This window comes from Pseudooceanicola sp. LIPI14-2-Ac024, from assembly GCF_042188925.1.
Taxonomy (GTDB): domain Bacteria; phylum Pseudomonadota; class Alphaproteobacteria; order Rhodobacterales; family Rhodobacteraceae; genus Pseudooceanicola.
The window spans coordinates 438,323-452,143 of sequence record NZ_CP170102.1; the positions used below are offsets into that span (position 1 = coordinate 438,323).

A 13,821-nucleotide genomic window follows, 5' to 3' on the forward strand; every position below is an offset into this window, starting at 1 on the left:
CCCTTGCAGCGATGAGGGTAGGCGAGACAGTGCGGCGGGGTGGAACCCGCCCTACGGCTGGTCCGGGGCGTCGCCGAACACGGCATCGAACTGCCGGCGCAGCGCGACGTCGAGGTCGTCCATCGTCACCGGCAGGCCGAGATCGACAAGGCTGGTGACCCCGTGGCCGGTGATGCCGCAGGGCACGATACCGTCGAAATGCCCAAGCTCGGGCTCCACGTTGATCGAGATGCCGTGGAAGCTGATCCATTTCCGCAGCCGGATGCCGATCGCGGCGATCTTGTCCTCGCGCGGGGTGCCGTCGGGCAGGGCGGGCTTGTCGGGCCGGGCGATCCAGACGCCGACGCGGCCCTCGCGGATCTCGCCACGCAGGTTGAACTCGTCCAGGGTGTCGATCACCCAGTGTTCCAGCTGTTCGACAAAGCGGCGCACGTCCCGGCCACGGCGGCCCAGGTCGAGCATGACATAGATCACCCGCTGGCCCGGGCCGTGGTAGGTGTACTGCCCGCCGCGCCGCGCCTCGTAGACCGGGAAGCGGTCGGGATCGGTCAGGTCCTCGACCCTGGCCGAGGTGCCGGCGGTGTAGAGCGGCGGATGCTCCAGCAGCCAGATCGCCTCGCGTTCGGTGCCGTTCAGAATGCCTTCGACCCGCGCTTCCATCGCCGAAAGCGCCTCTTCATAGGGAACGAGGCCCGGCGAAACGATCCATTCCGGTGAATTGTCGACGTTCGGGGCGTTTGCGGGTGTCAAAGGTGTCGCCACGTCAACCGACCTTCGGTACAGTGATTCCATTGCATCCAATACATAGGGAGAGAGCGGCATGTTCTCCAGAACCATTCAGGCCACGGTGGCCGCGGCAATGATCACCGCCGCGCCCGTCCAGTCCATGGCCAGCGACCTCGGCGCGGCGATCGTCGGCGGGATCATCGGGGGGGCCATCGTTCATGGCGCCCAGAACCAGAAACGCACCTACCGCAAGACGTACTCCTCGACCTCGAACAGCGCCACGCGGCAGATGAACCGTGAGACGCAGACGGCGCTGAACTACTTCGGCTTCGGGGCGGGCAGCGTCGACGGCGTGATGGGCAGCGGATCGCGGGCGGCGGTCGCGCGCTACCAGGCACACATGGGATGGCCGGCGACCGGCCACATCCAGCCGCATGAACGCGAGATGCTGATCTCGTTCTACAGCCGCGCCCAGATCGGCGGGCCCGAGGTCATCAAGGCGATGCAGCGCGACCCGCAGGGCGTGCGCGGCCTCCTGCACACCTGGCGGGACGAACGCATGGGCATCACCGGTAGCCGCACCGGCTCGGGCTATGCCGGCCTGCCGGACGAGGTCTCGAACGCGGTGGACGAGATCGCGGACAGCTCCGAACCCTCGGCCGAGCAGCTGCTGCAAAGGGCGGGCTTCATCCAGCTGGCCGACCTGAACGGCGACGGCCGCAACGACTATGTCATCGACACCTCGGTCACGGGGTCGAGCTTCTGGTGCGGCCAGACCCATTGCGCGGTGCTGGTGTTCGCCAGCCAGCCCGAGGGCTACCGCCGGAATGAGTTCCGCTACATCCGGAACGAACAGCTGTCGAACATGGCCACCCCGGCGATGTTCCAGTGCCACCAGTCGAGCTGTTCGATGGACGATCCGCTGGCCGGCGGTGGCGTGCAGATGGCCGGCGCGCAGGCCGCACCGACGCCCGCACCGGCAGCCCCGGCTCCGGCCCCGGCACAGCCGCCCGCGGCGGCCGGTGTCCTGGCCGCGCTGCCGATGGCGGCGGCACCCAAGGCGGACCAGCCCTCGCTCGCCAGCTACTGCAGCAAGGTGAGCCTGCTGACCACCTCGAACGGCGGCTTCGTCACCGCGTCGACCATGACCGATCCGGACCTCGCGCTGTCGGAGCAGTTCTGCCTGACCCGCACCTACGCCATCGCCCAGGGCGAGGAGCTGGTGAAATCGGTGCAGGGCCTCTCCGAGGCGCAGGTCGAGGAACAGTGTGACGCCTTCGGCCCGGCGCTTCAGCCCTATGTCGACATGCTGGGCACGGCCACGGCCGACCAGGTGGTGCCGCAGGTGCAGAAGTTCGTGCTGAACGCCAACATGACGATGGAGCAGCTGGAAAGCACCGGCGCGATCTGCCTCTTCACCGGCTACCGGCGCGACAAGCTCGACGTGGCGCTCGGCGCCGCGCTGCTGCTGGTCGGCGCAGGGCAGGCGCCCTATGCCGAACTGGTCGGCCATCACCTGTCGCAGGGATTCGGCGCGTCGAAATCGATGGACCGCGCCTCCGGCTGGTATGACCACGCGCTCGGCGCGCTCGACAACGGGGCGACGCCGGTCTTCGTGCCGGGCCAGCCCGACCGCATCGAACTGCTACGCGCGGCCCTGGCGCCGACGACCGGGTCGCTGCAGCCGATGGCACAGCCGCAAAAGGCCGGATTGCCCAGCTTTTCGCTGCAATGACACCGGCTTGACCGCCGCCAGACCAACGATCATGCCGGTCCCCATGGGGCCGGCATGATCCGTTTTCAGGGTGACGCGAGAAAATCTTCGCTTCGCGCGTCTGACCTCTTCACATCCCCGCGCGGGGCCGTTATACGCGCCGCTACCAAGTCACGTGCGGTCGTGGCGGAATTGGTAGACGCGCAGCGTTGAGGTCGCTGTGGGGTAACACCCGTGGAAGTTCGAGTCTTCTCGACCGCACCATTCACTCTCCCGGACGGGGAGGGTGACACCCTCCGGAAAACTCGGTGAACTGGCGGCAGTCCCATGGGCTGGGCGCGTGTTCCAGCCGTGCGGAGTGACCGCATCGCGGTGCCCCGGCAATCCCTTCAGTTCCATTGATGTGAACGGCCTCTCGCGCCAGCCGCGCAGGCGTTTCCAGTGCACATTTGTTGCGGTTGCGGCTGTTTTTCGCTGCAATTCCGGATAATCGAATATCAGGTATGGTACGGTGTCGGTTTAATGACAGTGTCATTCTTGCTGCATCGCGGCATCCGGTGGTGACCGGTGCCGGGTGGTCCGCGCCTCGCGCAAAGGTGATCGTTTGCACGCGAACAACCCGAATAGTCTTTGAAATCAGGCGCCGAGGCCGGCGCGTCCACAAGTGTGGCGACATGCCCGCCACGTATGTGAATGACACGACCCCGCGCAGCGCCAGTACGCTGTGATTTCGCCGCTCGCGCGCGGACTTCGAATATTGGGTATTCACAAGTGTCCGGAATCCGGTAACACTTTCCGCACCCGTTGAGGAGCGGGTCAGAAAAAACCAGGGAGGAATTGCTCATGCGGACGATCCGTCTGCCGGAAGGAGGGCGCAAAGCGGGGCTGCTGGCCAGCACCGTGTTGGGTGCATTGGTCATGGCCGGAACCGCGGTCCATGCGCAGGAGGCCAAGAAGGGCGGCACGCTGAACGTGGCGATCGAAACCGACGTGCGCGGGTTCGACACGGTCGATGGCGGCGTGCTCGGCCAGACCGGCGAAATCGTGATGCGCACCATGGTCGAGCCGCTGCTCGGCTGGAACACCCAGACCAACGAGCCCGAGCCGAAGCTGGCCACCGAGTGGAGCGCCAGCGACGACCAGAAGGTCTGGACCTTCAAGCTGCTCGAGGGCGTGAAGTTCCAGGACGGCACCGAATTCGACGCCGAGGACGTGGCCGCGCATTACAACCGCATCCTCGACCCGGCGAACAAGTCTTCGTCGCGGTCCTTCATCTCGTCGATCGAAAAGGTCGTGGCGGTCGATCCGCTGACGGTGGAATTCCACCTCGCGCATCCGTGGATGGCGCTGCTGCCCTACCTCGCGACCACGTCGATGAGCGGCCCGATCCCGCCCAGCGAACACGTTGCCTCGGGCGAGATGAACCGCAAACCCGTGGGCACCGGGCCGTTCAAGTTCGTGGAATGGGCCTCGGGCGACCGGATCGTCGTCGAAAAGTGGGACGGCTACCGCGACGCGGACGAGATCAACCTCGACAAGATCAACTTCCGCATCCTGCCGGACACGCAGACGCGCTATGCTTCGCTGCTGTCGGGTGAGGTCGACGTGATCTGGACCGACCGCGGCCCGACGATCATCGAGGCGCAGAACAACCCCGACCTCGTCACCCTGACGACCGAGGGCGCGGGCGCCGCCGTGAACCTGATGAACGGCAAGAAGGAACCGCTGTCGAACCCGACGTTGCGCAAGGCGCTGGCGCATGCCTGGAACCAGGACGCGCTGGTCAAGATCTCGTGGCAGGACACCCGTCCTGCGGTGACCCATCCTCTGGGCCAGGCCAAGGACTGCGGCGAGGGCAACTATCGCCACTTCGACATCGCCAAGGCCAAGGAGTACATCGCCCAGTACCTGGAAGAGACCGGGCAGGAGAAGGTGCCGGACATCGTGATGATCCACACCACCACGCCGCGCGGGCGTGAACTGGGCGAGATCTTCCAGCAGACGGCCAAGGCGGCCGGCATCAACCTGGTGCTCGAGCCGGTCGACCAGTCGACCCTCGTCGCGCGCACCTTCAAGGGTGATTTCAACGTGACTGGCTGGCGGATCGCCGACGGCGCCGACATGGGTCCGCAGCTCTACGCGTATACCAAGATCGGATCGTCCTACAACCTGACCGGGTTCAACAACGAAGAGCTCGACAAGCTGGCGGACGAGATGCGGGTCTCCACCACCATGGAAGATCGCCTGCAGAAGCAGTGCGACATGGTCGCGATGATGAACGACGACGGCAGCATCCTCTATCGCGGGGGCGGGCGTTACTATGCGTTCACCAGCCCCAAGGTGCAGAACGTGCCGCCGCCGTATCGCGGTGCGATCGACGTGACCCGCGCCTGGATCGACGAGTGATCTGACGCAATGTCCCGGCGGCCACGTGCCGCCGGGACAGGCCCGCCGGTGCTCTCCCGGACCGCCCCGCCAGGCGTCCGGGACGGTCCGGCGGATGCCGCAAGCGCGGCGCATCGATATGTGGCAACTCAGGTTCCGGGGTATGCAGGCCGATTTCGTCTTTCCTAGGGTTGTGCCGTCCGCTTGGAGGAGAGCGGGCGTCATCACCCATAGGGAGGAGCAACCATGAGGACGCAAGCAAGCAGACGGCTGGGCCGGGTGCTGTGCCTGGTGCCCGTGGCCGGTCTCGCGGCCGGCCTGATGGCGGGCACATCCGCCATCGCGCAGGAAGCCAAGAAGGGCGGCACGCTGAACGTGGCGATCGAAACCGACTTCGAGGGCTTTGATGCCGTGGAGTCCGGTGCCGCCGGGCAGACCGACCAGACCGTGATCCGCACGGTGATGGAGCCGTTGCTGGACTGGAATTTCGAATCGAACCAGCCCGAACCGCTGCTCGCCACCGAGTGGAGCGTGAACGACGACCAGACCGTCTGGACGTTGAAACTGCGCGAAGGCGTCAAGATGCACGACGGCAGCGATTTCACCGCCGAGGACGTGGCCCATCACTATAACCGGATCCTCGATCCCGCGAACAAGTCGCGGTCGCGCACCTACATCTCGGCCATCGAAAGGGTCGAGCCGGTCGACGACTACACCGTCGCGTTCCACCTCAAGCACCCCTGGTCTGCGATCCTGCCGTACCTGGCGACCTATGGCTACTCCGGGCCGATCCCGTCGTCCGATCAGGTCGAGGCGGGCGTGCAGCAGCGCGAACCGGTCGGCACCGGCCCTTACAGGTTGGTGGACTGGCGCCCCGGTGACAGGCTGATCGTCGAGAAGTTCGCCGACTACTGGAACGCGGACGAGATCAACCTGGACCGCATCGAATTCCGCGTCCTGCCCGAGAACCAGACGCGCTACGCCTCTCTCCAGTCGGGTGAGGTGGACGTGATCTGGACTGATCGCGGCCCGACGATCGTGGATGCGCAGAACCGCGACGACATCGTGACCCTGATGGCCGAAGGCGGCGGCGGCGCGACGATCAACTTGAACGGCAACGAGGGCAAGAAGCTGGCCAACGACACGTTGCGCCACGCGCTCGCCCACGCCTGGAACCAGGAGGCGGTGACCAAGATTTCGTGGCAGGACACGCGGCCGAACATCGAACACCCCTTCGGCAACGTGGACTGTGGCGACGTGCGCTACCGGGCCTTCGACCTCGACAAGGCGAAGGAACTGCTTGCTCAGTACCAGGAAGAAACCGGCGAAGGCGACGTCAGCCTCGTCATGATCCACACCGCCACGCCGCGCGGACGGGAACTGGGCGAGATCTACCAGCAGACGGCCAAGGCTGCCGGCATCACGCTGGAACTGGTGCCGGTCGACCAGACGACGCTGGTGAAACGGGTCTATGGCGGGGACTACGACATCTCGGGCTGGCGGATCGGCGACGCGGCCGACCTCGGGCCGCAGATCTTCAGCTACACCCAGCCCGACAGCTCGTACAACCTGACCGCCTTCGACAATCCCGAGCTGACCGAGCTGGGACAGAAGATGCGCGTCGCGACCTCGCTCGAGGAACGGCAGCGCATGCAGTGCGAGATGGCGGCGCTGATGAACGACGAGGCGCGGATCCTCTACCGAGGCGGCGGGCGCTACTACGCCTTCACCCGGCCTTCCGTGCACAACGTGCCCAAGCCCTACGGCGGGGCCGTCGACGTCACCCGGGCCTGGATCGAGGAGTAAGGGCCCGAAGAACCCAAGACCGGCGGCGGGCGCCGCCGCCGGAGAGCAGAGACCAAGCATCCGCCAGGGGAGAAGCGATGCCATACCTGATCAGACGGTTCCAGCGATTGTGCATAGTCATGTTGGTCGTGACCTTCGTGACGTTCCTGCTGGTGAACATCCTGCCCGGCGATGTCGCCTACGAGATGGCGGGCATGGACAGCTCCGAGGAGGAGGTGCAGGAAATCCGCGAGGAGCTGGGCCTGAACCGTCCCGTCCTCGTGCGCTACGGCGAATGGGTTTTCGGCATCTTTACAGGGGATTGGGGCCAGTCCTTCATCAATCAGGAAGATGTGTGGGAGGCCATCATGCAGCGCTTCCCGGTGTCCTTCGAGCTGATGATCCTGGCGCAGACCATCGCGCTCTGCCTCGCGATCCCGGCCGGCATGATCTCGGCCTACCGGCCCAACGGACGGGCGGACCGGCTGATCGGCGCGGTCGCCTTTGCCAGCGTGTCGATGCCCAGCTTCATGACGGCGATCCTGCTGATCTACTTTTTCTCACTCACCCTCGGCTGGCTGCCCGCCACCGGGTACGAGCCGCTGTCCGAAGGCCTCTGGGCCAACCTCAAGCCGATGATCCTGCCCGCCGTCAGCCTGGCGCTGGTGGAATGGACCATCCTGATGCGGACATTGCGGGTCGAGATGATATCGGTTCTGCAGGAGAACTACATCGCGTTGGCCCGCGCCAAGGGCATGTCGAACATGCGCATCCTCTGGGTGCACGCGCTGCGGCCGTCGTCCTTCTCGATGATCACGCTCCTCGGCCTTCAGGTCGCGCGGCTTCTGGGCGGGACGATCATCATCGAACAGATCTTCGGCATTCCGGGCGTCGGGCGGCTGCTGATCCACGCGGTCTACACCCGCGACTTCATCGTCATCCAGGGCTGCGTGACCTTCTTCGCGCTGGCCTTCGTGTTGGCCAACTTCCTCGTGGACATTGCCTATGCCTGGCTCGATCCGCGCGTCAGAACGAGAGGGGCCCATGGCTGAGATCTCCCAGAGCACGGCCGCCACGGCGGCCTCCACGGCGATGGAGACCGAGGCGCAGGACAAGCACGCCGCCGCCATCGCCATGTACAAGAAGCGCAACAAGCTGGGCCTGTTCTTCTGGATCCCGCTAGTCTGGCTTCTGATCGTCATCATAGCCGCCGTAGGCGCGCCGTTCTGGGGCCTTCCCGCCCCGGACGAGATCGACTGGGCCGCCCTGCAGGCCCCGCCGAGCGAGGCGCATCCCCTGGGCACCGACGCGCTTGGCCGCGACCTGCTCAGCCGGATCATCTGGGGCGCGCGGGTGTCGCTGACAGTGGGCTTCGCGGCCCCGGCCATCGGTGTCGGCGCGGGCCTCATCCTCGGCATGGCCGCCGGCTATTACCGTGGCTGGGTGGACGAGATCGTGGGCATCGCGATCGACAGCTGGCTGGCCATTCCCGGCCTCGTCGTGCTGCTGATCTTTGCCGTGATCTTCGGCGGGTCGCTCTTCATGGTCTGCTTCTCGCTGGGCCTGCTGTTCATCCCGACGGCGGCGCGGATCACCCGCGCCGCGACGCTGAACTACGCCGGCCGCGAATTCGTGCTGGCGGCGCGGGCCATCGGCGCGTCCGACATGCGTATCCTGACCAAGGAGGTGTTTCCCAACATCATCTGGCCGTTGATCGCCTTCATCCTGATCGACATTCCGATCGCTATCGTGGTCGAGGGCTCGCTGTCGTTCCTCGGGCTTTCGGTCAAGGCGCCGACGCCGTCCTGGGGCGGGATCATCGCCGAGGGGCGCGAACATCTCAGCACCAGCCCGTGGATCTCGCTCTACCCGACGCTGATCATGTTTCTGACGGTGCTGAGCTTCAACCTGGTGGGTGACGCGATCCGCCGCCGTCTCGCGGATGTCCGCGAAGGCGCGATCTGAGAAGGAGGAGAGAGATGGGAGACATCGTTCTCGAGGTCGAAAACCAGCGCACCGCCTTTGCGACGGGGCGCGGCCTTCTGCAGGCGGTCGACGGGGTGAGCTTTACCCTCGAACGCGGCAAGACGCTGGGGGTTGTGGGTGAGTCCGGCTCTGGCAAGTCGGTGCTGTCCCGGTCGATCCTGCGGCTTCTGCCCGGGACGGCGGTGACCGGGCCGGGCAGCAAGGTGCGGCTGAACGGCCGCGACCTGATGCAGATGACGGAAAAGGAGCTGCGCCGGATGCGCGGCCCCGAGATGGCCATCGTGTTCCAGGACCCGATGACCGCGCTCAACCCGGTGCTGACGGTGGGCAAGCAGATCGCCGAGGTGCTGATCTTTCACATGGGCATGTCCAAGGGCGATGCCCGCAAGCGTGCCATCGAACTGCTGCGGGCGGTCGGCCTGCCGCAGCCCGACATCCGGGTCGACCAGTATCCGCACCAGCTTTCGGGCGGGATGCGCCAGCGCGTTGCCATCGCCATCGCGATTGCCTGCGAACCCGACCTGCTGATCGCGGACGAACCGACCACCGCGCTCGACGTGACGGTGCAGGCCGAGATCCTCGACCTGTTGCAGCGCATGGTGCGCGAGCGGAACATGGCGATGATCCTGATCACCCACGACATGGGCGTGGTGGCAGGGCGCTGCGACGACGTCGCGGTGATGTACGCCGGCAAGATCGTCGAGAAGGCGCCGGTGGCCGAACTCTTCCGCCACACCGCGATGCCCTACACGGCCGCGCTGCTCGCCTCGATCCCGCGGGTGACCGATCCGCCGCACCGCAAGCTCGACGCGATCGAGGGGCGGCCGCCGGACCTGATCAACCCGCCGCCGGGCTGCCCCTTCGCGCCCCGCTGCCGTTACGCCGAGGACGCCTGCAGGCGCGCCGTGCCCGAGCTCGAGGGCAGCGCGACGCATCAGTGGGCCTGCATCAAGCCGCTCAACAGGGAGGTGGCCGCATGAACGCGCCGACCCCGGACATCGACACCTTCCTCGCCATCGACAACCTGACGGTGGAATACCCGCTCGGCCGCGGCGCCAAGGTGCACGCGGTGACGGACTTCACTGCCCACGTGAAGCGCGGCGAGACCCTGGGCCTCGTGGGGGAATCCGGCTGCGGCAAATCCTCGGCGGCGCGGGCGGTGATGCAGCTCCCGCGTCCGACCGGGGGCACCGTGCGCCTAGACGGCAAGGAGCTGACCGGCCTCAAGGGAAAGGCACTGCAGGCCGCGCGCCGGCAGTTCCAGATGATCTTCCAGGACCCGATCGCCTCGCTCAACCCGCGCCAGACGATCCGTGACATCGTCGCCGCGCCGCTGGAAGTGGCCGGCATCGGCACCAAGGAAGAGCAGACCGCCCGCGTGGCCGAGATGCTCGACCTCGTCGGCATCAACCCCGACCAGGCGATGGAACGGCGCGCGCACGAGTTCTCGGGCGGCCAGTGCCAGCGGATCTCGATCGCGCGGGCGCTGATCCTCAAGCCCGAGCTGCTGGTCTGTGACGAGGCGGTCTCGGCGCTCGACGTCTCGGTCCAGGCCCAGGTTCTGAACCTGCTCGAAAGGCTGAAGGGCGAGTTCGGGTTGACGATGCTTTTCATCAGCCACGATTTGGCGGTGGTGAAGCACGTGTCGGACCGGGTGGCGGTGATGTACCTCGGGCGGCTCTGCGAACTGGCGGATGCCGAGACGATCTATCGCAAGCCGGTGCATCCCTACACCCGCACGCTGCTGGCCGCCGTGCCAGAGCCGGACCCCGAGGCGTCGAACAACCACGTGGAGCTGATCCCCGGCGAGCTGCCGTCGCCGGTGAACCCACCCTCGGGCTGCCGCTTCCGCACCCGCTGCCCCTATGCGACCGAACTCTGCGCCTCGGACGTGCCCGAGCTGCGCACCATCGCAACCGGTCAGTCGGTCGCCTGCCATCATCCGTTGATGGACTGACCGCTTTAACGGCCCCGGGATCACGCCCGCCGGAGGCTTCGTTGCCTCCGGCGGGGAATTTTCCGGCAGGATGTCGTCAGGCGGCGGCGTATTCGGCTGTCATCTGCGCCACGATCTCGGCCACGGTCGGTGCGGCATCAATCCCCGAGACGGAATGACCGGCGGCCCAGATGTCCTTCCAGCGCTTCGGGCGTTCGATCCCGCCGGATCCATAGTGCTGCGCGGCGCGGTCGGGCGTCATCGTCTCGTCGAGATCGGCGAGGGTGAGGCCGGTGGCCAGGATCGAGGGGCGCAGGAAGTTGGCCGAGAGGCCTGTGAAGGTCTTGGTGGTCTGGATGTCGTCGAGCGTGCAGTCGGCCAGCATCTGCTTGTAGTCCGGATCGGCCATGCTCTCGCGCGCGGCGATGAAGCGGGTGCCCATGTAGCCCAGGTCGGCCCCGAGAACCTGCGCGGCCTTCAGCGACACGCCGTCGGACAATCCGCCCGACAGCACTATCGGCCCGTCGTAGAAGGCCCGCACCGCGCGCACGAAGGCAAAGGGGTTGGCCCAGCCGGTCTGCCCGCCCGCGCCGGCGCTGAGCAGTATCAGCCCGTCGACCCCGGCCTCGACCGCGCGGCGGGCGTGGTGCAGCGTGGCGATGTCGGCCAGGACCAGCGTGCCTGCCTCGCGGAAGAGGGGCATCACCGGCACCGGGGAGCCGACGGCGGTGATCACCACCTCCACCCCCGCCTCGGCGACGATCCGGGCATCCTCCTGCACCCGCGGATTGCGCATGATCAGGTTGGCGGCCCAGGGCGCGGCATCCGTCGCAAGGCCCGCCTTGATGGTGGCGACCCAGTCCTGCAGCTGCTCGGTCGTGCGGGCGTTCACCGTCGGGAAGGCGCCGATCACGCCCGCGTTGCAGCAGGCAGTCACGAGGTCGGTGCCCGACACCCGCAGCATCGGGGCCGCGATCAGCGGCAGGCGCAGGCGGCGGGTGATCGCCTCGGGCAGGCGGGAGGGCAGGGTGGTGCCGTCCATCGGTCAGGCCGCCGGGCGCCGCGCCCGGCCTCCGGCTGTCGCGCGTTCCATGCTCATCGTGCCGCCCCCTCGTGGTTTGCCGCGACAGGATCGGGGCTCTGCACGCCGCCGTCAACGCAGGCCTTGCCGCCCGGGCCGCTTCCGCAGATAGGGGAAAAACCACTTGCAATCAGGGCCGCCTTGACGGACGAACCGGGACAGCCCGCCGCGCAGGCGCGCGGCAAGCAGACCGGAGAGACCCATGAGCGACACGGCGGACCGCGCCCCGGCGGGGGAAGACGAACTGACCCCCATCCTCGACGTCGAGACGATCGAAGAGAACTATTTCCGCGGCATCGCCACGCCCGAGGGCAAGGGCCGCAGCTTTGGCGGGCAGGTGATCGCGCAGGCGCTGTCCTCGGCCATCCGGACGGTCGATGCCGACCGCGCGGTGCATTCGCTGCACGCCTATTTCATGCGTCCCGGCGATGCGACCCAGCCGGTGCTCTACCGGGTGGAACGTGACCGCGACGGCGGCAGCTTTGCCACCCGCCGGATCGTCGCGGTGCAGAAGGGCAAGCCGATCCTCAACATGGCCTGTTCCTTCCACGTGGAGGAGCCGGGGTTCGCGTTCCAGGACGACATGCCGGACGTGCCCGGCCCGGACGGCCTGCTGAACGAGGAGGAGCTGGCCGAGAAGTACCGCGAGAACCTGCATCCCGCGCACCACAAGTTCCTGACCCGCCGCCGCCCGATCGAGGTGCGCCCCTGCGAACTGCGCCCGCCCTTCGTCGAAACCGGACCGGTCCCGCGCCAGGCGGCGTGGATCCGCACCCGCCATCCGTTGCCGGACGATCCCAACATCCACCGGGCGGCGCTGGCCTACAGCTCCGACCTCGGGCTGATCGGCGCGGCGCTGAACCGGGCGGGCACCGGCTTTGGCCGACCCGACATGATGGTGGCCAGCCTCGATCACGCGCTCTGGCTGCACGGGGCGTTCCGAATGGACGAATGGCTGCTTTACGAGATGAACGCCCCCTGGGCCGGCGGCGCGCGGGGCTTCACCCGCGGGCGGATCTTTACCCAGGACGGGCGGCTGATCGCGGACGTGGCACAGGAAGGCCTGGTCCGGCAGATCACACCGAAGGAATAGGGCGCGGCCGACGGGCCACGCCGGTGTCTTTGTCGCGGGGTCCGATCCTGTCGGGCCCCGCGTCGCGTTTCAGCCCGCGGTCGCGTCGGCCTTGAGCGTCGCCGTCTCGATCCCGTCGATCAGGCGGTCGTAGATTTCGGGCGGGATGTTGTGGCCCATGCCTTCGATCTCGATCAGGGTTGCGCCGGGAACGTTGGCCGCGGTGTCGCGGCCGCCTTCGACCGGGACCAGCGGGTCCTGGATGCCGTGGATCACCGTGGCGGGCAGCGTCAGCTTCTGCAGCGCCGGCCGGCGGTCGTAGGTGGCGAGGATCGCGGCGTACTGCCGGGCAAAGCCGGTCGGGTGGTACGAGCGGTCGAGGTCGCGTTCGATGTTCTCGCGGATCAGCGCCTCGGGCTGGGGCCAGGCCGGGCTGCCGATGGCCCGGGCGGTGTTGACGCTCGACGCGATGAAGCCTTCGCGGTCGGTGGTGGCATCGGGGCGCGGGGTGGTCAGGGCGGCGCGCGCCTCGGGTGTGCCGCCGGGGATCGCGGGATTGCCGGTGTTCGACATGATCGAGATCAGCGAAAGCGTCTTCTCGGGGTGCTCGATCGCCACCAGCTGGGCAATCATGCCCCCCATCGAGAAGCCGCAGACATGTGCCTTTTCGATCCCGAGATGGTCGAGCAGCGCGGCGCAGTCGGCGGCCATGTCCGACAGCTGGTAGGGCAGGTCGGCCTTGCGCCCCTCGGCCTTGGCGGCGATGGCGGCCTGAAAGTCCGGTATGCCCGCCTCGGTGAACTTCTGGCTCAGCCCGATGTCGCGGTTGTCCATCTTGATGACCCGGTATCCGCGCGCGGTCAACTTGTCGACGAAGGCCTGCGGGTAGCGGGTCATCTGGGTGCCGACCCCTGTGATCAGCAGAAGCGGCCTGGCCTGCGTCTCTCCGTGATCCTCGTAATAGATGGTGATTCCATTGACCTTTGCCTCGGGCATCGGCGTCTCCTCCTCTGATGGTTCGGGGCGATCCTAGGGCGGGTTCACGGACTTGGAAAGTCCGCGCCAAAGCGATCGCAAGAATATTTCACGGTTCCATTTCACTGCGCAGGATTGTAAGACTGTCGAGATATTCGAAA

General features: G+C 67.0%; 11 protein-coding genes and 1 tRNA gene. 9 read left to right on the forward strand and 3 right to left on the reverse strand.

Annotated features, from left to right (window positions below; translation table 11 throughout):
* Positions 1–51 precede the first annotated feature (51 nt).
* On the reverse strand, positions 52–660 hold the full coding sequence (gene lipB, locus ACE2AC_RS02110) for a lipoyl(octanoyl) transferase LipB (protein ID WP_375692058.1): 609 nt from the start codon (positions 658–660) through the stop codon (positions 52–54).
* A 160-nt stretch (positions 661–820) separates the two neighbouring features.
* On the opposite strand from lipB, the gene ACE2AC_RS02115 reads away from it, so the two are divergent.
* From ACE2AC_RS02115 to ACE2AC_RS02150, 8 genes are all read left to right on the forward strand, one after another.
* Positions 821–2,461, forward strand: coding sequence for a peptidoglycan-binding protein (locus tag ACE2AC_RS02115; RefSeq protein WP_375690482.1), 1,641 nt, complete (start codon positions 821–823; stop codon positions 2,459–2,461).
* Positions 2,462–2,617: 156 nt separating this feature from the next.
* Positions 2,618–2,704: transfer RNA gene (locus ACE2AC_RS02120), tRNA-Leu, on the forward strand.
* A gap of 654 nt (positions 2,705–3,358) precedes the next feature.
* The gene (locus ACE2AC_RS02125; protein ID WP_375690483.1) at positions 3,359–4,846 is read left to right on the forward strand and encodes an ABC transporter substrate-binding protein; all 1,488 of its coding nucleotides are present in this window, start codon (positions 3,359–3,361) and stop codon (positions 4,844–4,846) included.
* Positions 4,847–5,071: 225 nt separating this feature from the next.
* A complete protein-coding gene (locus ACE2AC_RS02130; protein WP_375690484.1) occupies positions 5,072–6,631 on the forward strand; it encodes an ABC transporter substrate-binding protein in 1,560 nt (519 codons plus the stop codon).
* A 119-nt stretch (positions 6,632–6,750) separates the two neighbouring features.
* Positions 6,751–7,662, forward strand: coding sequence for an ABC transporter permease (locus ACE2AC_RS02135; protein WP_375690485.1), 912 nt, complete (start codon positions 6,751–6,753; stop codon positions 7,660–7,662).
* Positions 7,655–8,575, forward strand: coding sequence for an ABC transporter permease (locus ACE2AC_RS02140; protein WP_375690486.1), 921 nt, complete (start codon positions 7,655–7,657; stop codon positions 8,573–8,575). The genes ACE2AC_RS02135 and ACE2AC_RS02140 overlap by 8 nt, the downstream gene beginning before the upstream one ends.
* Before the next feature lie 14 nt (positions 8,576–8,589).
* Positions 8,590–9,576 carry an ABC transporter ATP-binding protein gene (locus tag ACE2AC_RS02145; RefSeq protein ID WP_375690487.1) on the forward strand — a complete coding sequence of 329 codons (987 nt, stop codon included), beginning with the start codon at positions 8,590–8,592 and terminating at the stop codon, positions 9,574–9,576.
* The gene (locus tag ACE2AC_RS02150; RefSeq protein WP_375690488.1) at positions 9,573–10,553 is read left to right on the forward strand and encodes an ABC transporter ATP-binding protein; all 981 of its coding nucleotides are present in this window, start codon (positions 9,573–9,575) and stop codon (positions 10,551–10,553) included. The genes ACE2AC_RS02145 and ACE2AC_RS02150 overlap by 4 nt, the downstream gene beginning before the upstream one ends.
* Before the next feature lie 76 nt (positions 10,554–10,629).
* Here ACE2AC_RS02150 and ACE2AC_RS02155 read toward each other — a convergent pair whose 3' ends face one another.
* A complete protein-coding gene (locus ACE2AC_RS02155) occupies positions 10,630–11,574 on the reverse strand; it encodes an NAD(P)H-dependent flavin oxidoreductase (RefSeq protein ID WP_375690489.1) in 945 nt (314 codons plus the stop codon).
* Between the two features lie 241 nt (positions 11,575–11,815).
* Here ACE2AC_RS02155 and ACE2AC_RS02160 point away from each other — a divergent pair, with 241 nt between their 5' ends.
* On the forward strand, positions 11,816–12,706 hold the full coding sequence (locus ACE2AC_RS02160) for an acyl-CoA thioesterase (RefSeq protein WP_375690490.1): 891 nt from the start codon (positions 11,816–11,818) through the stop codon (positions 12,704–12,706).
* Positions 12,707–12,775: 69 nt separating this feature from the next.
* Here ACE2AC_RS02160 and ACE2AC_RS02165 read toward each other — a convergent pair whose 3' ends face one another.
* The gene (locus ACE2AC_RS02165; protein WP_375690491.1) at positions 12,776–13,681 is read right to left on the reverse strand and encodes an alpha/beta fold hydrolase; all 906 of its coding nucleotides are present in this window, start codon (positions 13,679–13,681) and stop codon (positions 12,776–12,778) included.
* Positions 13,682–13,821: the final 140 nt, after the last annotated feature.